The sequence below is a fragment of the Nostoc sp. 2RC genome (assembly GCF_014222165.1).
In the GTDB taxonomy this organism is placed as follows: Bacteria; Cyanobacteriota; Cyanobacteriia; order Cyanobacteriales; family Nostocaceae; genus Nostoc; species Nostoc linckia.
Genome location: NZ_JACKZU010000076.1, coordinates 1 through 25,355 on the forward strand (window position 1 = coordinate 1; position 25,355 = coordinate 25,355).

Genomic DNA, 25,355 nt, shown 5'->3' on the forward strand with positions numbered 1-25,355 from the left:
TGTCTCACCCCTTCCCACCCCCACCAATTAAATCCTTTGAACGCCTACAAGCCGCAGACGGATTACTAATTAATGCCGAACGCTGGCGAGCAGCTCACGATTATCATCGGCTGCGGCAAAATGCCCAATATCAAAGTTTAAATCAACCAGGAATTGTCTGCGGTTTGGGTGTGCGAGATATACCCGCACCCAGCCAAGTAGAAGCTAGATATCGAGATGGACGTTGGGTACAAATTCAACCAGGTATCGCCATTGATTTAGCAGGTAATTTAATTATTGTACCCACTTCCTATGATTTTCCCATTGATATAGAAGTAGCAACTTCAGAACCAATCACAATTTATTTAGTAGTTAGCTATGTAGATCCTGATGAATTGCGACGCGCACAGCAAAGAGATATTGTGCAAGAAACCTATCGAATTGACCAAAGAAATTCAACGCCAATCAGTTCAGAAATTGAAATATGTCGCATTCTCCTACAACCAGGACATACTGACATTACCCAACCTGCGGATGCTTTTTTCCCTGGGTATAACAACATTGATTTGCGTTATCGCCGCCAAGCACAAATGCGTCCCCAAGCACTGGTAAGCATTGCCCAGACAAATCATAGCGATCCTGAATGTGCGCGTAATTTTTTCAATCTTTCATACTTATTACAAGCGGTAGAATCCTTATATCCCAGCTTGCGGGGAGCAGATGAACCAGGTCAAATTTCTTTATCAGAAAATATCCAAGATTATGACCTACTTTATCTCACTGGCGAGCAAGCTTTATCTTTAAATAGTCTCGAATTTGAATCCTTGAGAAATTATCTAAATTTAGGTGGCGTACTTTTAGTTGATGCACCAACAAATGCTAATGCTTTGATTGATAGTACTCAAGCATTAGCACAACAATTAGAGAGTCCTTTAAGACCATTAGAAGAATTACAACGCAGTCATCCTTTAAGAACAAAACCTTTCTTATTTGCGGCACTGCCATTGGTGAATCAACAGCAGATTAAACTTTTAATGGGTGGAGGAATTATTTTAGTAATTGGTGATTTAGCAACTGCTTGGGGATTAGATAGAGATTTGAGTTTACCCAGATTAACCATTCGTATAGCTCAAGAACTGGGAATTAATATTCTTCATTATGCTTGGAAGCGCCGACAGTTAATTGGTTTACAACGAGAAGATAATTCTGGACAGTGGTGAATAGACCTAGCTTAAAAATAGGGCATTGGGCATTGGGCAAGCGGGGAGTGTGGGAGGTGTGGGAGGTGTGGGAGGATGTGGAAGAAATCTTTCCCCCCACACTCCCCACACTCCCCACACTCCCCCATCTTTCCATCTCCCCTTTTCCCTTTTCCCTTTTCCCTTTAACCTTTTCCCCATACCCCATTCCCCATTATCGATCGCCCTCTAAGTCATCAAGCACTCTTTCGCAATACCAATTTTCCGGCATTCCAGGATAAGTTTCTCTTGCCTGTTCAATTAACCTTTCAGCAGCGGCGGTATCGCCGGATAATCTGGCAATTAATCTGTTTTTCAGATAGCTATCAGATACATCTTCTGTTGTTTGGTTTGATATCGGGCGTTCCAGTGATGATGGCTGAGACTGCTCTCTCCGCAATTGCCAAAATAAAACGTAATAAAGCGTACCAAAAATTAAAATTAAGCTGAGGGTTCCAAAAAAAGTTAAGAGGTTAAAGGCTAGAAATCCTAAAACTAACTGCGAGAGAACATACCCAAGTAATAAACCAGTAAGCAAGAGGATGAATGTGCCGACAGCAATAACTACTTGATTCCCCATAAGTCCTCTTCTTCATCGTCAATTCCTGGTCTGGATACTGCCGCTGGTTGAGGGTTCCAAGGGGCAAATACTGGCAATAAAAGTAGTCCGGGGATAGCGGCGGCGATGGTGATTAAGAAAAATATAGGCCAACCAGTGCTTTGAGCGATCGCTCCTCCTGGTGCTGCGAGAATATCCCGGCTGACAGCCATTAAGCTAGAAAGCAAAGCATATTGAGTTGCGGAAAACCTCTGGTTACAAAGACTCATCAAAAAGGCAACAAAGGCTGCTGTCCCCAATCCACCACAAAATTGTTCTATGTTGATGGCAAGTACCATAGCTTGGTAATTTTTACCGATATATGCGAGAAAAAAGTAAGCTAAATTACTTACTGCTTGTAGAATACCAAAAACCCAAAGCGATCGATTGATGCCTATAGTACTCAAAATTGAACCACCTGCTAAGGCACCGACAATGGTTGCAATTAATCCCATACCGACTTGAATTGCTCCAATATCGGTTTTGGTGAAACCTGTTTGCAGCAAAAACGGCGTGGTCATATTGCTGAGCAAAGCATCACCCAGTTTATATAGGGTAATGAACACAAGAATTAAAATAGCGTAGAAGATACCTTGACGCCCAAAAAATTCACCAAAAGGTAAAATTACAGCATCAGCTAAAGAAGCCGGAGGGCTAATTTCCTTGGGTTCTGGTGCTAACAAAGTGGCAAAAATACCAATGGACATTATGAGTGCCATTAATAAATAAACTGAAGACCAAGGCATTTTATCGGCAAGTATCAAGGCTAAAGCCCCTGCCACTAACAAGGCAATGCGATAACCTAAGATAAAAACCGCTGCACCAGCCCCCATTTCGAGTTTTTCTAAAATGTCGGTGCGGTAAGCATCACTGGCGATATCTTGAGTTGCACTGATAAAAGCAATGACTATGGCGTTGATGGCTAAAAGCTGTAATGCTTGTTTGGGTTGTTGAAAGGCCATAACGGCGATGGCGATTACCAAACATATTTGTGTCAAAATTAACCAACCCCGTCGTCGTCCCAAAACTGGTAGGCTAAACCTGTCTACTAACGGCGACCAGAGAAACTTCAATGAATAAGGCAACCCAGCAAGGCTAAACCAGCCAATAGCAGCTAAATCTACCTTTTCAACGGTCATCCAAGCCTTCAAGGTGTTACCGATTAACAATAAAGGTAAACCCGATGCAAAGCCTAAAAATAATAAAGTCGCCATCTTGCGACTACCGAAAACTTGCAGCAGTGATTTAATTTCCCTCATAGTTTCAAATTTTTGCCTCTTTTGAGGAAATTTCAGTCATGGTAATTGGAGTTTGGATAAAGTACAACAAGGCAATGAATAAATGTATCATTTAAAGTAATACTTATAAGAATTTGGGCGATGGCAGCAGCAGAAATTCTCTCTGTTTCCTGCAAGCACACCAACTCACCAAGATTTACTTGGTCTAAATCGAAATTCAGGATACCTTTATAGCGCAATAGACTTGGGTTAAGGAACTGCCAATTCAGAAGACAGATGGTTGATGATTAACTTTCGGCAATTGGATAAACCTGATGTCCCCTGATTTCTACTTTGTGTGCAGCAAGGCATTTTTCCCAACCTTCACGAGTACCGATATCGCTTTTGGCTTTGAGCAATCCTAATTCTTCTTCTTGTTGGGTGAGTTGAGCAAATTCTCCGTAACGTGGGTATGTAGTGGTAACAAATGTCTCTTTTCGGTGCAAAATTGGCGGATTGGCTCTAGTTTGATATTCTCGGTGAGTAACAGCCAGGGTTTTTAAGTCAATACCTATACTTGCTTGTAAAGCTGGATGGGGATTGGTATCAAATTCTGGGTAAAAAAGATAGGATATTTGCGGCTGTTCAATGTGATATTTTATCAACGTGGCTCCATCTACACGGCCAATGGTACGGCTAGCGCAGCCTTCGTAAATTCGCAGCAAAGGATCGAGGGCTGCAAGGGCCGAAACATGGACGTAAAGGGCACCACGCGTGTGTTTACCAATTTTGCTTTTTTCGCAAGCAGTTTGAATCACTCCAGTTTTGCCTAAACTGAAAAGCTTTTGGTCGGCGACTTGGCAGGCTTCTTCGTAGCTACTAAAAAAAGCTTTGATGTCGTGACGCATTTCGGGTGATAGCTTCTGCCATGCAGGGCGGCGATCGAAGTGGGTGAGGGCGAGATATACTTGGATATCTAGAGAACGACGATAAGCGATCGCATCCCATTCTGCTTCGTCGGTGGCTTGCAAAACTACGCCAAAGGCACGGCGGAAGTTACCAAATTCTGTTAGTAGTTGTTGTTCGTTTTCCAATTCGCCTTTTACAGGCAACCTACCGCGCTTAGTAAAAAAAGCCATGAGTGGTTGTAGCTGTTCTTGGTAATCTTCAAACCGCTTGGTAGGAATACGGACTCGCGGTGTAGAAGAAGTAGAAAAGAAGCGGATAGCTTTGTAACTTTCTTTTTGGGCTTCATCTCGAAAAACAAAGTACACACCAAGCGCTACAGGTACCGCATCCACATTGAGGACTTCATCAATATAAGTTTTGAGTTCTTCTTGTTCGTAATATTTCTGAAAAGTATTGCGGCGGGTGACAATGCCATCGTTGTAAGCCACTTGGGTTTTACTGGGGGCATTAACTAACACTTGAGCAGCGACAATTAAAACTTGCTGTGCGAGTTCCCAAGCTTGGATGAGACTTTGGCGGCGTTCCTGTGCATCTTCGATGACGTTGAGGACATAACCCAAATTGACGACATCGGCGGGAGTGTGTGGGACATCAGGATAGTAGTAAGGATCCCAACCTGCACTGGTGTAGCCCAGATTTGCTACTCGCTGCACATCACCACCGTAGCCGCAACCGTAGTCAAAAAAAGTGGTATTTTGATGCAGAATTGCCCATTCAATTGCTAATCGCACCGGGCGGGAGATATCATTGCGAGCGATCGCAGCTCGATGGCGATCGATTTCTAAAGCTTCAGGCATAATATCAGTTAACAGTCAATCGATTTTGGATTTTAAATTTTGGATTTTGGATTGAAACAGATTGCTCTGGGTAGGGGCTTGACGATTTTAAATCTTGGATTTTGGATTTGTTTTGCCCACAAGGAGCAGGGCATGAACCGAAATAATCTAAAATCTAAAATCTAAAATCTAAAATTGGTATGGTTAACAGTTAACTAATATCCTTTCAATCTTTGATGGCTAGTTCTATTAAATCTTCAATTTTCTTGATATTTTGATCGCCTGCTAAATAACCGATACCGCGATGTAAGTGTAGGCGGAATTGGGTGGCGAGGGTTTCTTTATCGGTATCATAGCCATCATTGTGACAGCGTTGCTTGAGGGCGAGGAGGAGAAGATCGGACATTTCACCACCAAAGACACGCCAAGTCATTTCAACGTTGCTATCTTGGGGAATTGGGACGGGGGAGGGTGGAGTTGGTTCTGCGAGGGAACGACAAAACGCCCAACGACAGAGGATATTCCATTGGTCGATTTTGGTACTGCGCTTAAGTTTGCTAAGTTGGTCTTTGGCTGTTTGGGAAAGTTTAATTCTTTCCATTGGGGATTCCATAGTGTTTATAAATAGTGATACATGAATCATACGGTTGAGAAAACTAAGAGTATGACTTAAGTTTTCGCCAAGGAATATTAATTAATGGAAAGCCCTGAATTGCGACTGATTTCACGGCCAGCAGATAGTTCAACATTCGAGTTGTTCTAATGAAAAATTATTTAGTTCGCGCTCTATTTTTAGTAAATATGGTGAATCCATAACTACCTATCTATTTTCCGAGGTTCATTACATATATTGTAAATATCCAGGCTAAATAAAATAGTGATTTTATTTAGTCTCGATATCTCCTACCAAAAATATTGATTTTCTAGTACTGTTGTTTGGCGAGTAACGGAGTCGTATTTTAAAAGGTATTCGCGGGCGATCGCTTCATTTTTCCTTAATGTTTCCACTTCTTTGTTACCGATTTCGGTATCAGTAGAAAGCAGAATTACTTGATGGCTAGCGGCGGGGAAGTATTTTTCTACTAAGTTGTTGCGGTGGGAGGAGTCCAGTCTACCGAGGGGTGTGTCGATGGCTACAGGTAAGCGCAGTCCAGAGACTTTGGCGAGTCCCCAGAGAAAAGCGATCGCTAGGAGTTGTTTTTCTCCAGCCGAAAGGCGATGTTTGGGAACTGGTTTCCCATCGAAATCGAACAAAGATAAGGCAAAGGTTTTAGTATCAATAGCGATGCGAAATACTAAGTCGGATTTATGCAGTAGATAGAGGAAACAATTCTTCACTTCTTCCTCTAATTTATTGAGTTTTCGTAGTGTTAATTTTTCTCGAAAAACCTTAAGTGTTTCTTGAACTTTAGAAGCTGAGGTAATGATATGTTCCCTATTTTTATGGTCTATATTTTTGTCAGTATAATCTTTTAATTCTTTTTTGGTGATTTCAATTGCATCCGTTAATGTCGCTAACTTTTGCCGAGTTGTTTCGTAATTTGCTTTAGCTTGGATAACTTGATTTTGTGCTGCGTCCACAGCATCCCGTAGCTTTTGATAAGCTTCTGGTTCTGCTGCTGTTTGCACTTGTCTTTCTAAGGTAATGATTTCTTCTTCCAGATTCTTGAGATTACTTAACTTTTGTTTTGCTAAATTACGAGCATTCTGTAAATGATATCTCACATTATCTAGTTGACTCAAACTTTCCTCATCAGCTAATAACCAAGGTGCTTCGGCTTGGAGCGAATTCGCATATAAATTATCTATATCTTCGGCTAGAAATGATTGAATTTTGTCGAGTTGTGTTGAAGCGATCGCTAACTGACTTAGCCATTCAAGTAAGCGTTTATCTCGCTCAAGCAAAACATCTCTCGCAAGTTGTACCTGCTGATTGCGAAATTCATTTGCTCCCTGTACTTCTACCTGATTGAATAAATTAGGAATTAACGCTAAAGGTAAAATATCAGAGGCTAATTCACATAATGACTGTCTAATTGTTTCTAACGCCGTAGTTTTTTCTTTTTGTTTTTCTTCCAACTGACTGCGTTCTGCGGCAATTTTACCACCCTCAGATACGAATTTATCTAAAGCTTCCCGCTGTATAACTTCTAATTCTTCAACTTGATTTTTGAAAATAGCTAATTTCTGTTCCGTTATTTGATAATCTTCTTGCTGTTGTAATAACCTGGTTTCAATTTCTTCTAGGTTGGCTAAATCTTTGGTATCAGCCATTTCTTTACGCTTACGGTTGACTAAAACCTCCAAATCAACAGCCAATTTATCTGCTAATTCTAGCCCTAAAAGTCCGCGAATAGCTTCAATAACCATCTGCGGTGGTGTTTCTTGTTCTGCCAGTTCTTTAACTTGTTCCCCATCAAATAAGAATAAATTGGAAATACCTAATGGTAGAAGATTTTCTATATAATCGTCCCAAATCTTCACTAAAGACTCTGGCCAAGTATCATCATCCCCTAAAATTCCTAATGTATCTTTACCATCTTTAGGATTTTTTTCCCAATAGCGTACAATACGATATCTAACTGGCTTATCGTCTTCAACGTGTTCAAATAGTAACTCAATTCGGGTCTTTTCAGCAGGGTTAGCTTTACTATTAACACATTGATTTAAAAAATCACTATAGCTCAGATTACCACGCGTTGAGCATTGGGCGCGTTGTCCATATAGGGCAAGACGAATAGCATCCATGAGAGTAGTTTTACCCCCGCCATTCATACCGCCTAATAAGAGAATTGGGCGAGGATTTTCCTCAGTTCTTGGGTCAAGATTAATTACTTGTCTGCCAGAGTAAGGGCCAAAATTTTGTAATACGAGTTCGAGAAATAACATTTGTCTTTATAGATACAATATGGGGCGAAAATTATTTTGGGCGAATGGAATTCGCGGCTACACAGGCAAAGTCCACCTTCGCGGACTAAGATAAGATAAAATTTATTTTTCTTAACCCGCGCAGGCGGGTTTTGTTTGTGTAGCCGCGATTTCTAATCGCCAGGTATATTTTTAACTTAAGTAGTCACAATGTGCCTAGTTAAAATACTCATAACTTCACCAGAGTTAGAACTAGGTAATAAAGGACTCCACTCGTTAAGTTCGGCGAAACCAAGTTTGTATAAAGTCAGAATTGTATTGTTAACACCTCTTTTAGAACCATAAATTACTACTTTTACAGACTCTCTATCTGGTGTTGTTTCTGTAGAGTCGTTGGTGGAAACAAGCGGCGCAGTGGTTTGAAAAGTTGTAGCTACAAAGCTTTGAGTCATTGGAATTTACCTGTTTGTTGTAAGCTGTGTTGTTACCTATTGGCAACAACACTATCTTACACCTTTAGTTACCGATGGGTAACATTTACTCTGTTAAAAGCCTTTGACACAATCAAAGGTATGGGGAAAGCAGGAAAAGCACTGAAGCAGGTCTTAGAAATTTACGGTATCAGCCAAAACAAATTAGCAGTGACAATGGGAACGGGACGGCCAAATGTTCACCGTTGGGTGAATGAAATTAGAGATCCTGTTGCTGATACGCTGTTAGAAATTCGTGACGCACTCAAGAAAATTAATCCCGCCGCAGCAGAAGATTTTATCAGGCTGTACTTGGGAGATGCTGATGAGGATAATGAGCAAGCTTAGGACTTTGCCTGTTTATTTTTAAATTTCACATTTGCCCAAGTCTTGTCATTGTCAGCAGATTTTGTAGTATTTGTTGTGTCATTTTGTATATCGGGTGTACTGGTTTGTTCCTCTGGCGCAACAAAATCTGCTAAAGTTAATTGCTTGACTTTTTCAATATCACCTTGTTCTACTGCTGTTTTCAAATCTCGTTTTAGGTGAGCATTTTTCACTGCTTCATCTTTAGAACGAGAACTGGTAGTAAAGCATTTTTCTAAACTTTCGTAAATTCCTATACGACGCGACATTTTCCGAAATTGGCGTTCTGTGTCTAAAAGTTTCGCCATCAGTTCTAAGTGCATTTCATCATCTGCACAGACTTCTTCTAACACAGCCCATTCATCGCTACCTAATAAGCTAAGGTCTGCACCTGGACGCGGGTCTTTAAATTCTTCACCTGTGACTTCTTGATAAATGCGGGGTAAACTATCGTCAAACTCGTGTTTTTCTTCTAACCAAATACGGCGAATTTCACTCAATTCTTCGATAGAAATGAGGTTAATATCGCGCATATTTTCTGGTGCTGTTTGACGAATTGTTGTTTGCGCTTCTAAAAGTCGTCTTAACAAATGTTCCCGCCAATATTTAACGTAAGGGCCTGGTATTGGTTCAATAGAAATTTCTCCATCTAAGTTACGCTCAAATAGTTGTACTTCTCCCCAAATGCGGCGGAAGTCTCGTTTCTCACGGTCGTTATCAATATCTAATTCCTCTAAACGAATATCAATTAAAGGTTGTAACCATTCTTTTTCCTCATCATTTTGAATCATCGCTTGCATAGACCTATCACTATTAACTAGCGTACAGACCCAGCATCCAAAACGAGAGCTACCACAACTAGGGGTAGAAGTATCAACAACTAAAGGACATTCATTATCTGCTGTTGCACCTCGATACATAGCAAATAAATCTTTGTTGCTGTATCCCCAAGGATTATCCCATTGCATTAAATACAGCCAAACTTCATCAGTTCGCCAATCTTCAATAGGAGTATAAAGCAATGAGTTAACAAGGCTAGGATGAGGACTTAGGCGTTCGCGTACTCTACCTACTTCACGTTTTGACATGATAGCAGCACGATTGACACTTTCAGTTTTGCGAGTTCCTAATAAAACAATTGTTTCGCCACTAGCTCTGATAACATTACGAATAAAAAGGTTAGAAGGGTCAATTTTCAATCGTCCAGTACACCAACGGAATTTATGACGTGGTGCTGGGTAGCCTTTGCCAATTAAACCTACCCAGTATGTTTGTTTAATCTCTGGTTGTAATAAATGCGGTTCTATTGGCATGTTTTGTTCTTGAGCAGCTATTTTCATTTGCTCTAGTGAGTTGCGTACCCAAGCAGCTACATAAGGATTTTCTACACCTGTATCAGTCGTAATGACATGAATTGGCTTAGTTCGCTTTTCTGGTGGAAGTCCCAGTATCGCATTCCAAACAAGCTGTAAAGTCGCCGTGCTGTCCTTGCCGCCCGAATAACCAACAACCCAAGGGATTGCATCTAAACAATACAATTCTTGAATTTCAGTGGTCAGAACTTGGATATACTCTACCAACTCTGCTACAGTACGTGTCTGCTGACCTTTATTTTCTGATTGTTGTGCTTCAGTCATTGCTTCCTACCTCTGGACGTTTGGGCGTTACCGCTTTTTTTACCCCAGCGTATGGAATGCGCGGGTTCCCAAAAAGTTTTTAAAAACTAATGTATTAGTATCTAACTTTTTGGACAATATAGCTACCTCACAAGAGTAAGTTTTTAAAAATTAATATGAGTGACATCGCATCTGACCTAACTGCTGATATTGCTAGAGAGTACCTAGAGAGAGAAAACAAAGAAAAAGAGGTACTAGCTTTACTTTTGCAGAAATTTTTAGAAAAGAAAGACCAAATTCTCGTTCAAAAAACTGAGATGGGTGGAAGTGAAGCTTATGTTGGTTCCGTCACCCTAGAATGGTTTGCAGGGCGAGTTCATTTCGCCTCTGGTTTACCTCTGCTACAAAAAAAGTACAATCCAGAAACAGATAATATCGAAATTGATGCGGATAGTATTGATGAAATTCAACAACGCCCCGTTGACTGGTCGCGTCAAGCACCCTTAGTTCAGTATTTGGCTGCTAGAAAAAATCATAAGTTTCCAGCAGTGCTAGTAGTAATTAATCAACGTTGGGTAGATAACCCTAAAGCATCTGAGTGGGACAGTGAAGAACGCGCCACAAAATCTACTACAGATTTTACACCACTAGATAAAGATGGTAAGGTCGGCTTACTCAATGTTTCTGAAGAAAATGTAACCATTTATGCGCTAGATGGTCAACATCGACTGATGGGAGTTCAAGGTTTAATCGAGTTAATTAAAACTGGCAAACTCCAGCGATATAAAAAGGATAAAACTGCTGATGATAGTTTTATTACAGTGTCAGATTTGATAGAGCAATATCAAGTAGATCCTGCTTATTTACAAAGCTTACCTAAAGAAAAAATTGGTATTGAGTTCATTTGTGCAGTTAACGCTGGGGAGACTCGCAACCAAGCTAGAAGAAGGGTAAGGTCGATTTTTGTCCATGTCAACCTGATGGCTGCGCCTTTAACTAAAGGTCAGTTAGCACAGTTAAATGAAGATGATGGTTTTTCTATTGTGGCTAGAAAAATTGCAGTGACTCATCCACTTTTAGAACAACGTCTAAATCGTAACCCGCGTGTTAATTGGAATAGTGCAACTGTAGCGGCAAACTCTACAGTTTTGACGACACTGCAAGCACTACAAGATATGTCTGAGCGATATTTAGGTCAAAAATTCCCACACTGGAAACCATTGGAAAAAGGTTTAATTCCCATGCGCCCAGAAAACGAAGAAATTGAGGAAGGAATTGAGGAATTTAAAAAGCTTTTTGATAACTTGGCTAATTTGCCTAGTTATAAAATTTTGGAACATGAAGACACGCCTGTTTTGCGGAGGTTTAGCTTTGAAAAGGGCGGTGGCGAAGCAAATATACTTTTCCGTCCTGTAGCGCAAGTTGCTTTAGCACAAGCTTTAGGATTTTTAGTCTTTAAAAAAGGTTTTTCTCTAACCAGTATTTTTAAGAAGTTGCGAAAGTTTGACCAGCAAGGTGGTTTTGCTGGGATGGAATATCCTCAGTCTCTTTGGTATGGGGTTTTGTATGACCCTAATAAAAAGCGAGTGCAGGTTTCTGGAAAAGAATTAGCGACAAAGTTATTAATTTACATCCTTGGCGGAATTGAAGATTCAATGGAACGTGCTGAACTGCGTAAGGCTTTAGCTAATGCTAGGACTGTGGAAAATAAAACAATTGGTTTTGATGGTGAATTTGTGGAACTAAAAGAAGTGGGACTTCCGCCTGTGTTGTAATTACCCTTGAAATATATTTTGCCGATGCCATTGGAGGGCTTCTAATTCTGGAAAGTATTGCTCTTTATTTGGTAGCAGTAAGGTTTCGCCATGAAAATCTTTCATGGGTTTAGTGTAGGGAGATATTTCTTCTAGTTTTTTACTAACAATAATTTTATACTGCTCATCAGCAGTAAACCAACCACGGTCAAAAGCCCAATGGTGATTTTTGCAAAGAGCAATACCATTATGAATTCTGCTGTCATAAAATTGTGCGAATGGCTTGATATGTGCGCCATCTACAATATTTTGATTTACGGCTTTAGTGACTCTAATGCCACAAAAAGCACATTGGGAATCGTATACACGAACAATAGTTTTTCTAAAAAATGCATTTCTAATTACTGCCTTTCTAATACCCCATCTTGGATTATTATCTAAGTTAGTTGAAGCAGCTAATTTTTCTGTAGGTAAATCATCTTCTTCAAAAGATTCGTTAATTTGCCAAATATCTTCAAATTCGTCTTGCTGTTCTGCAAAAAAAGTTGTTACTAATGAATCAATTAATTCTTCCCTTGAAGATTCATCTTGAAAAAAATTAAATAGTTCGTTATCAAGATAAGCATATTCAACAGCCTCTTTTAGTTTGTTAGTTGTTTTTGGCTGTAGACCCTTAAATTCTGACTTAAATACTAAGTGCCAAAATCCCTCATTTTGTAAATGAAAGAATGGATAGTGCAAACCACCTTGATAAGATTTAGAACCTAAAATACTCCAGTATCTCTCAAATGTTTGAATTAATTCTTCTGAAACTGGAATTCGATTATCATTAATAACTCCTCGCATAATCAAATCAATGACAGTTAAAACCAATATTGGTTTATAGTGAGCATTACCACGCTGACGACTACTACTTACATTTAATTGAAAAAAAGATTTATAGTAATAATCTAAAGTTTTCATCAATTTTTATGATATTTCAAAAATTAACTTAAAAATCTGCTCAGGTCAAATTCTTCAACTAGCGATTCTTGATTATCTTTTTCAGCAATTAAAAATAAAAGAATGCGCTCTGAATAATCTACAGCTCCGCGTAATTCACTTTGTAAAATTTCTAGACCTCCGTTAGCATATTCTTCAAAAATTTGGGTGCGTTTATCTTCATATTCTTCTTCTTGTGAAGAAATAATTTCTATATCTTGTGTTTCATTAATTCCCAATAATTTAATTATTAGTTCATGTCCCAATGAGACAAAGTTTTCTTGGGGAATGGGAGAAGGTTCTCTTTTGGTAGTCTCGCCTAAAGGTATACGCTTTTTATATCTAACGCCTAAAGCAGCGGCAAATACCATTACTTCTACATAAGTTTGAAAAGGCCCTGTTGTGTCTTTTGATGTGACTAAGGATTTGACTAACTCGGCCTTATCTTTAGCAACTTTGATTCTATTCGCAGCCATGACTTCAATATCTACTGTGTTGTCATAATAACCGAAACCTAGAAGCGTTGCCTACGCCTCGACACTCTTTTATACCAAAATAGCAGCGATCGCTCCCACAAAAAAATCTTCTGTATTCTGAATCTGATTTTTCACCTAGCTCAAACCAATACCAAAGAGAGCAGAAAGTACTAAATTCAAATCGCTAGGAATTGCGTATGTATTGATATCTTTGTCAATTATTTTTTTTTTGCGGTGAAAAATTCCAAATTTCCAGGTATCCCCTGTTGTGACGGTACCATAAAGCATGGGAACTGTTGAATCAGTCCATCGATCTAGGGCAATTAATTCTACTGCTAACTGGGTAAAACCTCTAGCCAAATCTGCATTTTTAGCTTCAATTACTAATAAATTTTGCGGGGTAGGAATGAAATAATCAAAACTGCCTTTAAGCCAATTGCTGACTTTTACAGGATATTCAATTTTGAGTGGTACTTGAATGAATTTGCAAACTGTTTTGAGAATTGGAAATATCAGTGCTTCGCGTCTAGCCATTTCGGAAACAGGATCTACCAAAGTGAGATTTTCTTGCAGTTCTGTTCTCAATGGTTCGGGATCTATTGGTAACTGTTGTGGGAGTTGGAGTGAGGTATTGTTGAGGGTAACACCAAATTCAGCTAGGATATCAGCGCTATCGTAGGCTAATTCAGCATATTTGCTGAAGGTATAACTCTCGGCTGGGTCGAGAATTTTGGCTCTGCTCATGATGATGGCGATCGCTTATACAAAGCGACAAATTATGTTAAATATAATTGTACTTGTGTTGAGCGTTTGTTACTGGGCAATTAATTTATACTTCATTTCTCCAAAACTTAGATTTCAAACTCAACGTCTTCGTAAACTAAAGATATGGGAAAGTGAAAATCAACGCTAGTTAAATGAACTTCATCCCCCTCTTCATAGGGATGTAATTCCCAAATTCCTCTATCATTTAGCCGGAAGCAATCTAAACTTATCTTTTCAGCATCAATCAGTACATATTCTTGTAAAGTTTGGATGTGGCGATATTGAATAAATTTTTTACCTCTATCGTAAGCTTCTGTACTGGGAGAGAGGACTTCGACAATTAGACAAGGATACTGAAGAAATTGAATCGCTCGTTTGTCTCTTTCATCACAACTCACTACAACATCCGGGTAGTGAAACGGCCCGTTTTCAGTTATTCCTACTTTTGCATCTGCCATAAAGGCGCGACATGGACTTCCTCGGAGTTGACTTTTGAATGCTGAAGCTAAATTTAGAGCGATAGTAGTATGAGGAATTGTACCCCCAGTCATGGCGAAGACTTCACCATTGATATATTCGTATTTCATATCTTGATGTTCTTCCCATTCCAGATATTCCTGAGGAGTCATATACTTTTTGTCTGGACTCGCAACCATAACTTCATCCTTTAAAAATTACGCTCAACCACCATAATTTCAGTATATTCAAATTCGTTGGGACTTTGTTTCACCAAAGGATATCTTTCGCCAGCCAATTCAATATAATCTTGCTCGCAATCTGGTTTGGAAGAATAATAAGTCAGCACATATTCTCTACCAATTCTATCTGCGATTTCCTCTTCTACTTCACCCCGCCATTGAGTCTTGGTGACTAACACTATTAATTGATTCGCTAATTTCGGAATTGTCTTGGCAATGTGTCGTCGGGAAATTTCATCTAAACTACCAAATGGCGAATCCATAACAATTGGGAAGGTACTACTATCGGGAAGCATCATCATTTTTCGCTTTTCGCTCCACTCCCGCACTCTATCAATGATACTGGCAATAAAGGACAAACTCAGAATTTGATTTTCGCCTGTGGAAGCTGCAACTGGCGCTTCAATACCTGCTGTATTTTCTATCAGTGTCAATTCATATTTATCGCTGATTTTGGGGATATATGGTGCAACAGAAATTTCTGCGAATATTTCTTGGACTCGTTTTTCAAGTTGCAAACGAAATTGTTTTTCTTGACGATTTTTGACTTCTGTTAACCGTTCAATGGCATCTTGGGTAGCATTGATACGCCGTTGTGCTAAAACTTGTTTAGCTTCATTCAATTTCTGTTTGCCTATTTGTTTACTCAAAGCATCAATTTCTGTTTGTAGTTGAGCAATTCGCTGTTGATTTGCACCTTGTTCTCGATTTAATTCATCAATTTTCGCTTCAATTTCGTCTAGGCGTTTTTGTAAACTGCTAATTTCTTCGTTAGCATCTTTGCGTAATCGTTCTTGAATACTATCTAATTCAATTTCCAGTTGGGATATTGTTTGCCTTAACTGTTCAATTCTCACTTGTTCTCGGTCAACTTCTTCCCAAAATGCTATTGCTTGCTTATCAATTTCATCTACTTGGGCACTCATACGAATTGCAGTTTCTTCTACTGTCGATGAGCCTGCTCGTTCTAGCCAGATTTGCACGTTGTTATGGTGATGAGTCCCTGCATTTAAGTCTACACCACAAATGCAACGTTTAGATTTGAGTAATTCATTGATAAATTCCCGCGAAATTCCCGAAGTTAATTCACCACGCTGCTTAAAATCATCTAGAATTTTGCGAAATTGGCTTGTGGTGTCTGATAACAATACTGTATAACCCCGCGCTGAAATCACTTTTTTCAGTGCTTCTCTAGTTTTTCTCAGTTCTTCGCGGTTTGCTTCTTTCTGTGATTCTAAATTCTGTCTTCTTTCTTGCAGTTCTTTAGCAGCACTGAGTTCTCGTAAACGGTTGCTTGTTTCTTTTTTAAAGGTTTGTTGATATTCTAATTCTTGTTGAATTTCGCTTTGGCGTTGAGTAATACTATCAACTTCCCGTTCTAACTTTTCTTGCTGTCGTAAAAGTTGTTTGGTTTCCGCGTCACCTATAGCTGTTAATTCAGTTTCTAAACTTTTTTTGGCTCCTTTTAAATGTGTAATGGAACGTTCGATGATTTCTACGCCTAAGAAAATCTTTGTCGCTTCGGCGATTTCGGCTTTTTTATCAGAACGCACTATCTCTTCAATGCGTTCGCCGTCAAAGAAAAAATATTGATGTAAACTAGCTGGTAAAATTTGATTAATAATATCCTCTGGTGGCTGGGTGGGTAAATTCCATTTGCCATCGTCGCCACTCACCCACATGGTTAATTGAGTTTTACCTGCTTCGATTTCGCTGGCGTTTTTGTAAACTCGACAAAAACGTTTAACTCGATAGCGGGTGACATCATGTTCCCAACCAATTTCTACCCAACATTCTATAGTTTGCCCTCTTTCGGCTTCGGCGATCGCTCTTTTATTTACTAATTGTTCTGTTGATGCAAATGCCGCACTAAATTTCTCATATAATACCCAGGTAAATGCATTCAACAAACTTGTTTTACCTGCACCGTTATTACCATGAATAATCGTCGTGTTGTGAATCTCTCCTCCAGCGAGATTCATTTCTGGCGTTGTACCGTAAAAGGAGCGAAAATTGCACAATTTTATTGAAGTCAGTTTCATTGCACTGCTTCCTTAATAATATCTAGAATATCATCGTTAATATGCCCTTTGCTTTTCCGATCTAGCCTACTTTTTTCCAGTTTCCACACCCGCTCAATTATTTGCTTTACTTCGGGTGGAGCGCTGGTAATTGGCTCCTGCACCTCATCGATATTCGCCTCTTGTGGCATCTTGGATTCTAAAATAATTTTTTTATATTTTAACAAAACAGAATTCAGAATTCAGGAGTCAGAATTCAGAACTCAGAAGTCCAATAGGCTTGAGACCAGGGTTTGAAACTTCGATTGTGTACTTCATTTTCATTAAAATTTACTGTATCTCGATATCTGATTTTTTTTGAAAAAATGGTTTATTCTTTCATGGATTTCTGGTAAGATTAGTTTTAATTAAACCATATTACAATGGGATGTAAATTGGTTTAAAAATTTTGCCTATATCCCATTATAATATGATTCATATTTTTATTATTTCATAGTTAATGCTTGTTTCTACTAAACTCAAATTTTTTTACAAAAAAATACAAATATCATCTGATTCATTAGACATTTGGTGAAATTAATTTCGCGTTACCCAAAACCCTTGTAGAGACTTAGCATTGCTACGTCTCTACATTCATTGTCACCAGATATGTCAAATATCCAATAAACCATATCGCTTTTGTAAATCGAGTAATTTCATTCTGGCAACGCCCGCGTTATCAGCCAAATCAGCAAATTCTACAAAGCGGCGTAACTCCTTTCTTAATAAATTCCGTTCAACTTCTATCGTTTCTCTATCTAAATCTGGTGGCAAAACAATCATGTCAAATATAGTTGCACGTTCTTTAGCTGGATGAGGGCGTAAAACTCTTCCCCGTCGCTGGATAAACTGACGAGGATTACCAGAACTTGATAAAATCACCGCAGTTTGAATTGCTGGAATATCCACACCTTCATCCAAACAACGAATTGCCACTAAACCTTGCAATTCGCCACTTTCAAATTGCCGACGTAATATTTCCCTTTCTGCTAAAGAAGTTTGAGCCGTATAGGTGCTTACCTTGTAACCTAATTCTACTCCGAGAATTTTGGCAACAGCTTTGAGTTGGCGTAGCGATGAACGTTGCCCATCTTCCGGCGAACCGTCACTGCAATAAAAAAGCGTGTGAGTAGTTTCGCGGCGAGTTGCCATTAAATTGCGTAAAGCATTTAATTTATTTTCGGCTGCACCAATTAACCTTGCCCTTTGCATTAATAAAGGCTTTAAATCTTCATTGTCTTCAAAATCTCCTGGTTGTCCGTTTTCTCGTTCTCTATATAGCAGACATCGCCCGATTTTTTTAGTTAACTTTAAATAAGCAATACTCTCTGCTTCAGTTAACTCCACTAACACCGGATAATACAGATAATGTACCAAAGCACCGCAGGCGATCGCATCTCTCAAAGTAAACTCTGGCTGGAGAACTGGGCCAAAATAATCAAATAAAGATTGCGTACCCAAATCATCAAAATATCTTTCTGGCGTGGCAGATAAAGCAAGTCTCAACCCCACCCGACGCGGTAAACTTTCTTCTAACTTTGGTGCGCCTAAATTATGCGCCTCATCCCCAATAATTAAAGTTTTCGCCGGAAAATATTTCAGTTGAGATTGAAACCCATCTCCAATTAAAGTAGAGTTGGTAGTAATCACCGTGACAAACTTTTGCGAACCGGAACGCAGATTATAAATTTGCGTCGAAAGTTGACTTTGCCAAGTGCGTAAATTCTCAAAAGCTAAAATCGGTTGCAAATTAAATTTTTCACATTCTCTTGCCCATTGGGTGACAAGATGGCGATAAGGACACACCACCAACAGCACTTGTAAATTAATCTGCTGATATAATTCACAAGCGATCGCCAATGCCGTGATAGTTTTACCACTACCAGTAGCCATTTTCAGCGTCCCTCTACCATTATTAGCAAACCAGCTAGCGATGGCTTCTTGCTGATATTGCCGCAATTGCAAAGATGCAGGCTTCCTTGGACATCCTGGTAATGGTTGCGAAGTTTGATAACTGCCCTTACTTTCCCTTGCAAATGGTACTTTTAATCGGAAAGTGGGCAGTTCCCGCACTGGATTTGCCGTCAGGTACATATTGTTAAGCACAAACAAACTAAGAGTTAGGAGTTAGGAGTTAGGAGTTAGGAGTTGAGAGTTGGAAGTTAGGAGTTAGGAGTTACTAATTTAAAACTCATCACTCATCACTCATAACTCATCACTTTCTTATTCCTCAGTTGTAACCCCGCCAAACACCAATAAGGGAACCTTGCACCTGCACTTGCATGGCGCTGACTTCAATGGGATTGTACTTAGAATTTGCTGGTTTGAGAGTAACGCGATCGCCTTGACGATAAAAACGTTTTAATGTTGTACCAAATCCATCAACTCTCGCGGCGACGATAGTACCATTTTTCAACTGATTTGGTTCTGGTACTGGACGCAAGAATACCACATCGCCATCAGCAATTAAATCCTCAATCATACTATCCCCAGCTACCCGCAAAGCGTAGGTATGGGGAGGTAACGATAAATTAGAAAAGTCTAAATGATCTACAGCATCGGTAAATGGTTCTATTAAACCACCAGCAGCGATCGTCCCCAAAATTGGTATGCCTTGCTTCACAGAACGCAAAATTCTAATCGTTCTTGCTTGTCCTTCAGTCCATTCTATATATCCTTTAGTACGTAAATGTTCTAAACGACTTTGAATTGGCGCTGGTGACTTCAAATTCATCGCTTGCATCATTTGGCGAATTGAAGGCGAATGCTGATGCGTTCGGATATATTCAGCTAACCATTCATAAAGTTCTTGTTGAGCTTCCGTTAAACGTTCCATAAATTTTTGAGAGTAATTGTAAATGTCTCTAGAACATTAGTACTACAAAAAACTCCCTATAAGCAATAGAAAAGTAAAAATATTAAAGGCAAAAGGCAGAATATTTTTTCTTTTCTTTCACCTATTTATTCTTAATTTTTTCCTGATAACTCGTCAAGAGTCAGCCGCACGTCGCCATTCTGACTCTTAACTCCTAACTCCTAACTCTTGGAAAGATTTGGGTTAATCACGTCTCTCTTCTTAACTCCAAACCCCAAACTCCTAACTCCTCACTCCAAACTCCAAACCCCAAACTCCTAACTCCTCACTCCAAACTCCAAACTTCCTTCATTCTGCCCCCAAGATACTAGCAAGCAAAGCCTTTTGGGCGTGGAGGCGATTTTCTGCCTGTTCCCAAACTTGTGATTGAGAACCTTCAATAACTGCTTCAGTAATTTCTTCACCACGATGGGCTGGTAAGCAGTGTAAAACAATTGCTTCTGGGTCAGCAAGACTCAATAACTGCTCGGAAATTTGGTAAGGTTGGAAAATTGGCAGGCGGTTATCGGCTTCTGCTTCTTGTCCCATACTTGCCCAAACATCAGTGTAAAGTACGGCAGTTCCTTTTGCGGCTAATTCTGGGTCGTGGGTGAGTAAGACTTCAGTTTTATTATTAGCGATCGCTCTTGCTTGCTCTACAATTTGAGAATCTGGCTCAAATCCTTTAGGAGTAGCAATTCTGACATTCATTCCCGCCAAAGCACACCCCAACATCAAAGAATTAGCCACATTATTTCCATCACCTACGTAGGTTAAAGTTAACCCAGTTAGGCTGCCAAAAGCTTCTTGAATTGTCAATAAATCAGCTAATACTTGACACGGATGTTCGGCATCAGTCAAAGCATTAATCACTGGTATCTTGGCATAGTTGGCAAAAGTTTCTAACTCCTGCTGTGCAAAGGTGCGAATTGCCAAAATATCGAGATATCTATCTAAGACTCGCGCTGTATCTTGCACGGGTTCCCCGCGACTAACTTGAGTGACATTCGGGTTAAGATCGATTACCTGTCCGCCAAGTTGATACATCGCCACAGTAAAACTTACCCGCGTGCGAGTTGAAGCTTTAGAGAACAACAACCCTAGCACTTTATTACACTGCAATTTCAACTGTTTGCTTTTAAGTTGAGTTGCCAATTGCAGAAGTTCTTGAAGTTCTGTTGGACTGATGTCCGCCAGACTTAATAAATCTCGTCCGTTCAACGCTGCCATGCTCGTGATGTGTAAAGAACAATTATATAATTCTGTTTCTTTACCCAGCCGTGTCAAAAAAGTACAATGCAAGCAAATGTACCAGATATTTTGGCGTCCAGCCCAGGATTTGAATTAGCTTTTGCTATGAATATTAATTTACCAACATTATTCGCGATCGCAATCACTGATTTTTCGACTCAAAGTTAAAACTTAGGAGTGGAGGGGTGAAATTCTATTACAATCTGCCTCATCTCCTTACTTCCCATTCTCCAGACCAAATATTTTTTAGCGATTGCTCTAGACAAATACGTTGATTATGATAAAATAATAAATCGTGGTTACTAATTAAAAAAAATCCACAAAAGACTTGCCAGCATAGCACAGTGGTAGTGCATCCGACTTGTAATCGGAAGGTCGTCGGTTCAAATCCGACTGCTGGCTCTCAGCAACGCCAAACTTTTTTGTGTCAGGTTCTAGGTTGTACATTCACAAATTAGATGTTGCCGTTCACACACTAACGTCGTATTTCACACATTAATGTCGCAGTTCATGGAAGATAATCGTTCACAAATTAATGTCGCAATATTAGAGACTTATTGGCTGTGTGCGGCAACTGGTCAACATCAAACTGTCCCAAACAAAACACTACTATAAGCTTAAGTGTAACTCAAGCTCTAAAAACTTTTACCCTTGCTTAAACAGAGAACTTTTGTTCTTGATTATGCAAAAAACGAGTCAAAACACTATGTTTGGCAGCAAAAGCTAAGCAGACGGATTTGAACCCTTTCAACCCATACCCATATCTCGTAATTTTCTTTATATTTCCAACAGTCCTACACTGAAACAACTTTTATAGCAATCCTAAATCATCCGTGAGAAAATACTGAAAAAGAATATGGGTAATTTTTAGGAATATTGTACGCAGGGTAGCAATGTGGATGCGATCGCTATCAGAGTTTATCGAAAACAGCAAAGACAAGCGAGAAGTTGAAAGGGCGATGCCTTCGGCAAGGCTTCGCCAACGCAGTCAAAATGCTGCTTGAAGGATACACTCATGTTGCCATCCAGTCGATACTTGGGGTTTCATCAGGGTTCATCAGCAAGTGAAAGAAGACATTTTTCGCTTCAGGAGTAGAGGGTTTAAAGCTGGGTTACAAAGGAAGTCAAGGATTGCTAAACTCACAACAGCGTGCATCAATTATTGAATGGCTCAAAACTAAAGATCGGTGGAAATTGCAGCATTCTGATAAGTAATAATGTTATGCAACTTCTATGCAAGTACTTCTGTCTCAAGCGATACTGGTAGAGTACAGCCAATTAATGCAAGTGGCTGCAAACTGTTGATTTTCAGTACTTTAGGAAAGCCCGTGACGAGGATTGAACTCGTGACCTCACCCTTACCAAGGGTGTGCTCTACCACTGAGCCACACGGGCAAAAAATAACTTTTTTAATTTACAAGGCTGGAAATTTTTAGTCTTCTCCAGCTATTGTAACTTATCGATTTGAGAGGTGGGCCGGGCTGGATTTGAACCAGCGTAGGCGCTAGCCAACGGATTTACAGTCCGTCTCCATTAACCACTCGGACACCGACCCATTTGTCTCACGATTTTATATAGTAGCACTAAGTTTTATAAATTTCAAGTGTTAGAAAAAATAAATTTTTGGTAGAGACGCAATCAAACCACGTCTCTACAATTTGTAGCAACTTCCTAACTACGCACTCATCTCCAACATTCGTTGCATTGGTCGCAGTGCAGCAAGACGGATATCTTCGGACATGGTAATTTCGGGAGTGCGATTTTTCATTGCCCAGTAGAGCTTTTCTAGGGTGTTTAGCCGCATAAATGGACATTCATTGCAAGCGCAGTTATTTATCGGTGGCGCGGGAATAAAGCGCTTTTGGGGAGCTAGTTTTTGCATTTGGTGAATGATTCCCGGTTCTGTTGCCACGATAAATTCCTCGGCGGAACTGTTTTGACAATGTTTGAGTAAAGCTGCTGTGGAACCGATAAAGCTGGCGTGGCGCAATACACTAGTTTCACATTCTGGGTGGGCGATCGCCTCTGCTTGGGGATGAGCAATTTTTAACTCGACAATTTTCTTTTCGGAAAAGGTCTCATGGACAACACAGCTACCTTGCCACAGCACCAAGTCTCGTCCAGTTTGTTCCATAACGTAGCGCCCTAAATTGCGATCTGGAGCAAAAATAATTGGTTGCTCTTTGGGTATTTGCTCTACGATTTTCACAGCATTGGAACTAGTACAGATAATATCGCTCATTGCCTTAATTTCGGCAGAGCAGTTGATGTAAGACACCACCAAGTGATTTGGATGTGCTGCTTTAAAGGCGGCAAACTCTTTTGGCGGGCAACTATCTGCTAAAGAGCAACCAGCATTCAAATCTGGTAAAAGTACCAATTTATCGGGATTAAGTATCTTTGCTGTTTCTGCCATGAAGTGAACGCCAGCAAAGACAATTACATCAGCACTGGTGTTTTGTGCTGCTTTGGCCAGCTGTAATGAATCCCCAATAAAGTCTGCGATATCTTGAATATCCGGCTCTTGATAGTAATGCGCCAGAATGACCGCGTTAAGTTCTTTTTTCAGACTCTCGATGGCGCTAAACAAATCTAATGGTAGTTGTCCCGGTTGGGTTTTTTCTCGTTGAGCTAGTGCAGTCGTAAACACAGTTATGGTTGCTCTTTGTTGCAATTTGTAGTTTTGTAGAACTGGGAATTGGGGACTGAGTACTGGGGACTGGGAGAATTATGGACTCTTTTTCAAACCCCGCCCCAATCCTGTAAAAACATTTACCCAATCTCCAATCCCAATACCCAGGAAGAGAGCGGCGTTCCTTCGCAACCAATTAAAAATTTGCTTGGGACTCTTGGCTGCCACCTGTTGAATTAATTATAGTAGTTTTTACCAAAAATAGTGGAGCGATTGATTTCTTACAGATAATGTCCAAATCCGGCTGAGTTTCCTATGCTGGAGATAGACGGCAAGGAAAGTGGCATGACCAGTCAGAAAACTCATTCGATAACCCTAAAAATTGCTGTAGTTGGAGATGTTCACGACCAATGGGAAATAGAAGATGGTATCGCACTCAAGCATTTGGGTGTTGATTTAGTCCTGTTTGTTGGGGATTTTGGTAACGAGTCAGTGGAAGTGGTGAAAGCGATCGCTTCTGTTGATATTCCCAAAGCAGCCGTTATGGGCAACCACGATGCTTGGTTCACAGCTACAGAATGGGGACGCAAAAAGTGTCCCTACGACCGTTCTAAGGAAGACTGGGTACAGGAACAACTCGATTTATTAGGCCCTGCCCATGTCGGTTACGGAAAATTAGATTTTCCGGCTTGGGAATTAACTGTGGTGGGGGGTCGTCCCTTTACTTGGGGTGGCCCGGAATGGAAATTTGCGGATATTTGTCGCGAACGTTACGGTGTCACAGATTTGGAAGAATCTGCCGATCGCATCGTCAAAGCAGTGAAAAGCGCTGCTTACCAGACGATTATTTTTCTTGGTCATAACGGGCCTAGTGGCTTAGGCGATCGGCCAGAAGACCCCTGCGGCAAAGACTGGCATCCAATCGGTGGCGATTTTGGCGATCCAGATTTAGCTGAGGCGATTTCTCAGGCTTTGACTGCTGGAAAAACCATTCCCCTGGTGACATTTGGTCATATGCACCGGACTTTACGCCACACCAAGAAAGAACTGCGAAAGCCCATTTTTAGAAGTCCAGAAGGAACAATTTACTTAAATGCGGCTACTGTGCCCAGGATTGTGGAAAATGACGGCCAGAAGTTGCGTAATTTTTCCTTGGTTTCCCTAGAAGCGGGTGTCGTTGAGCAAGCTTCCTTAGTGTGGGTGGGGAATGACTTTCAGGTGTTATCAGAGGAAATTTTGTACGAGCGATCGCCCAGTGTGTCGTAGACATTCGCATTCAGTAGTGCAACCTGCCTAGTGATAAGATATAGTATTATCTGTCAGCTTTGGTGCTAACCGACAAATGCCAGTAGCCAGTAGCTCGACAGTTTATTTGGAGAGGTGGCAGAGTGGTCGATTGCGTCCGACTTGAAATCGGATGAACCGAAAGGTTCCGGGAGTTCGAATCTCCCCTTCTCCGTTGAAAGTTTAAAGTAAGAATATTCACTGTTCAGTAAAATTGAAAATACTGGTGTCACAGTAAACATACTGAGCAATATTCTGAGAAATTAACAATTTGTTGTTAACTCATCCCCCGCTTTACGCAGTCAGGATTTTGATTTATTAATCACTAGTAGTTATACGCAATTTTTTTTACTTAATAATACTAATAACTATCCATCGATGACTAATAGACCTGCCTTAAAAATAGGACATTGGGCATTGGGCATTGGGCATTGGGCATTGGGCAAGCGGGGAGTGTGGGAGGTGTGGGAGGTGTGGGAGGATGTGGAAGAAATCTTTCCCCC

Annotated in this window: 22 protein-coding genes, 4 tRNA genes and 1 pseudogene; 8 read left to right on the plus strand and 19 right to left on the minus strand. The window is 40.1% G+C overall.

Translation table 11 applies throughout. The features are described 5' to 3' along the window. Positions 1–1,199 (plus strand): DUF4159 domain-containing protein (locus GNE10_RS11390; RefSeq protein ID WP_185565279.1); only part of this gene is annotated, 1,199 nt, incomplete at its 5' end. A 193-nt stretch (positions 1,200–1,392) separates the two neighbouring features. On the opposite strand, the gene GNE10_RS11395 is transcribed toward GNE10_RS11390, so the two are convergent. The 6 genes from GNE10_RS11395 to GNE10_RS11420 form a co-directional block, all read right to left on the minus strand. Continuing rightward, positions 1,393–1,797 carry an ABC transporter permease gene (locus tag GNE10_RS11395; RefSeq protein ID WP_185565280.1) on the minus strand — a complete coding sequence of 135 codons (405 nt, stop codon included), beginning with the start codon at positions 1,795–1,797 and terminating at the stop codon, positions 1,393–1,395. Then, the gene (locus GNE10_RS11400) at positions 1,782–3,074 is read right to left on the minus strand and encodes an AmpG family muropeptide MFS transporter (RefSeq protein ID WP_185565281.1); all 1,293 of its coding nucleotides are present in this window, start codon (positions 3,072–3,074) and stop codon (positions 1,782–1,784) included. The genes GNE10_RS11395 and GNE10_RS11400 overlap by 16 nt, the downstream gene beginning before the upstream one ends. Positions 3,075–3,340: 266 nt before the next feature. Beyond that, on the minus strand, positions 3,341–4,798 hold the full coding sequence (locus GNE10_RS11405; RefSeq protein WP_185565282.1) for a DNA phosphorothioation-associated putative methyltransferase: 1,458 nt from the start codon (positions 4,796–4,798) through the stop codon (positions 3,341–3,343). Between the two features lie 205 nt (positions 4,799–5,003). After that, complete coding sequence (gene dndE, locus GNE10_RS11410) at positions 5,004–5,390, minus strand: DNA sulfur modification protein DndE (RefSeq protein WP_185565283.1); 387 nt, start codon at positions 5,388–5,390, stop codon at positions 5,004–5,006. Positions 5,391–5,680: 290 nt separating this feature from the next. Beyond that, positions 5,681–7,666 carry a DNA sulfur modification protein DndD gene (gene dndD, locus GNE10_RS11415; protein WP_185565284.1) on the minus strand — a complete coding sequence of 662 codons (1,986 nt, stop codon included), beginning with the start codon at positions 7,664–7,666 and terminating at the stop codon, positions 5,681–5,683. Positions 7,667–7,842: 176 nt separating this feature from the next. Beyond that, on the minus strand, positions 7,843–8,097 hold the full coding sequence (locus GNE10_RS11420; protein ID WP_185565285.1) for a hypothetical protein: 255 nt from the start codon (positions 8,095–8,097) through the stop codon (positions 7,843–7,845). Positions 8,098–8,136: 39 nt separating this feature from the next. Between GNE10_RS11420 and GNE10_RS11425 the strand changes: the two genes are divergently transcribed. Beyond that, positions 8,137–8,463, plus strand: a complete 327-nt coding sequence (locus tag GNE10_RS11425) for a helix-turn-helix transcriptional regulator (protein WP_260446862.1) — start codon at positions 8,137–8,139, stop codon at positions 8,461–8,463. Here GNE10_RS11425 and dndC read toward each other — a convergent pair. Further along, positions 8,460–10,118 (minus strand): DNA phosphorothioation system sulfurtransferase DndC, encoded by a 1,659-nt coding sequence (gene dndC, locus GNE10_RS11430; RefSeq protein WP_185565286.1) that lies wholly within the window; start codon positions 10,116–10,118, stop codon positions 8,460–8,462. The two genes, GNE10_RS11425 and dndC, sit on opposite strands and share 4 nt — an antisense overlap. Before the next feature lie 155 nt (positions 10,119–10,273). On the opposite strand from dndC, the gene GNE10_RS11435 reads away from it, so the two are divergent. Beyond that, entirely contained in the window at positions 10,274–11,872 is a 1,599-nt protein-coding gene (locus GNE10_RS11435; protein WP_185565287.1) for a DGQHR domain-containing protein, read from the plus strand. Here GNE10_RS11435 and GNE10_RS11440 read toward each other — a convergent pair whose 3' ends face one another. From GNE10_RS11440 to argF, 9 genes are all read right to left on the minus strand, one after another. Then, a complete protein-coding gene (locus tag GNE10_RS11440) occupies positions 11,873–12,814 on the minus strand; it encodes an HNH endonuclease (RefSeq protein ID WP_185565288.1) in 942 nt (313 codons plus the stop codon). 23 nt (positions 12,815–12,837) lie between these two features. Beyond that, positions 12,838–13,308, minus strand: coding sequence for a DNA phosphorothioation-associated protein 4 (locus GNE10_RS11445; protein WP_185565289.1), 471 nt, complete (start codon positions 13,306–13,308; stop codon positions 12,838–12,840). A 135-nt stretch (positions 13,309–13,443) separates the two neighbouring features. Beyond that, complete coding sequence (locus GNE10_RS11450; RefSeq protein ID WP_185565290.1) at positions 13,444–14,052, minus strand: hypothetical protein; 609 nt, start codon at positions 14,050–14,052, stop codon at positions 13,444–13,446. 107 nt (positions 14,053–14,159) lie between these two features. After that, positions 14,160–14,729, minus strand: a complete 570-nt coding sequence (locus GNE10_RS11455; protein WP_185565291.1) for a Uma2 family endonuclease — start codon at positions 14,727–14,729, stop codon at positions 14,160–14,162. Between the two features lie 11 nt (positions 14,730–14,740). Beyond that, positions 14,741–16,813: an AAA family ATPase gene (locus tag GNE10_RS11460; RefSeq protein WP_185565292.1), complete on the minus strand. Its 2,073-nt coding sequence runs from the start codon at positions 16,811–16,813 to the stop codon at positions 14,741–14,743. Then, positions 16,810–16,983: a hypothetical protein gene (locus tag GNE10_RS11465; protein WP_185565293.1), complete on the minus strand. Its 174-nt coding sequence runs from the start codon at positions 16,981–16,983 to the stop codon at positions 16,810–16,812. The genes GNE10_RS11460 and GNE10_RS11465 overlap by 4 nt, the downstream gene beginning before the upstream one ends. Before the next feature lie 460 nt (positions 16,984–17,443). Beyond that, positions 17,444–18,925 carry a DNA phosphorothioation system restriction enzyme gene (locus tag GNE10_RS11470; protein WP_185565299.1) on the minus strand — a complete coding sequence of 494 codons (1,482 nt, stop codon included), beginning with the start codon at positions 18,923–18,925 and terminating at the stop codon, positions 17,444–17,446. Positions 18,926–19,061: 136 nt separating this feature from the next. Next, entirely contained in the window at positions 19,062–19,667 is a 606-nt protein-coding gene (gene lexA, locus GNE10_RS11475) for a transcriptional repressor LexA (RefSeq protein ID WP_185565294.1), read from the minus strand. A 327-nt stretch (positions 19,668–19,994) separates the two neighbouring features. Beyond that, positions 19,995–20,915 (minus strand): ornithine carbamoyltransferase, encoded by a 921-nt coding sequence (argF, locus tag GNE10_RS11480; protein ID WP_185565295.1) that lies wholly within the window; start codon positions 20,913–20,915, stop codon positions 19,995–19,997. Positions 20,916–20,981: 66 nt separating this feature from the next. Between argF and GNE10_RS35875 the strand changes: the two genes are divergently transcribed. The 3 genes and pseudogenes from GNE10_RS35875 to GNE10_RS11490 all read left to right on the plus strand — a co-directional run. After that, entirely contained in the window at positions 20,982–21,104 is a 123-nt protein-coding gene (locus GNE10_RS35875) for a hypothetical protein (RefSeq protein WP_257207711.1), read from the plus strand. A gap of 162 nt (positions 21,105–21,266) precedes the next feature. After that, positions 21,267–21,338, plus strand: a tRNA-Thr gene (locus GNE10_RS11485). 497 nt (positions 21,339–21,835) lie between these two features. Continuing rightward, positions 21,836–22,133 (plus strand): annotated as a pseudogene (locus GNE10_RS11490) (IS630 family transposase); the annotation flags it as partial. 126 nt (positions 22,134–22,259) lie between these two features. On the opposite strand, the gene GNE10_RS11495 reads toward GNE10_RS11490, so the two are convergent. From GNE10_RS11495 to nadA, 3 genes are all read right to left on the minus strand, one after another. Continuing rightward, positions 22,260–22,331 (minus strand) — tRNA-Thr (locus tag GNE10_RS11495). 77 nt (positions 22,332–22,408) lie between these two features. Then, positions 22,409–22,491 (minus strand) — tRNA-Tyr (locus GNE10_RS11500). A 120-nt stretch (positions 22,492–22,611) separates the two neighbouring features. Next, the gene (gene nadA, locus GNE10_RS11505; RefSeq protein ID WP_185565296.1) at positions 22,612–23,586 is read right to left on the minus strand and encodes a quinolinate synthase NadA; all 975 of its coding nucleotides are present in this window, start codon (positions 23,584–23,586) and stop codon (positions 22,612–22,614) included. A 327-nt stretch (positions 23,587–23,913) separates the two neighbouring features. On the opposite strand from nadA, the gene GNE10_RS11510 reads away from it, so the two are divergent. Further along, positions 23,914–24,834 carry a TIGR04168 family protein gene (locus GNE10_RS11510; protein ID WP_185565297.1) on the plus strand — a complete coding sequence of 307 codons (921 nt, stop codon included), beginning with the start codon at positions 23,914–23,916 and terminating at the stop codon, positions 24,832–24,834. Positions 24,835–24,942: 108 nt separating this feature from the next. After that, positions 24,943–25,027: transfer RNA gene (locus tag GNE10_RS11515), tRNA-Ser, on the plus strand. The last annotated feature ends 328 nt before the right edge of the window (positions 25,028–25,355 follow it).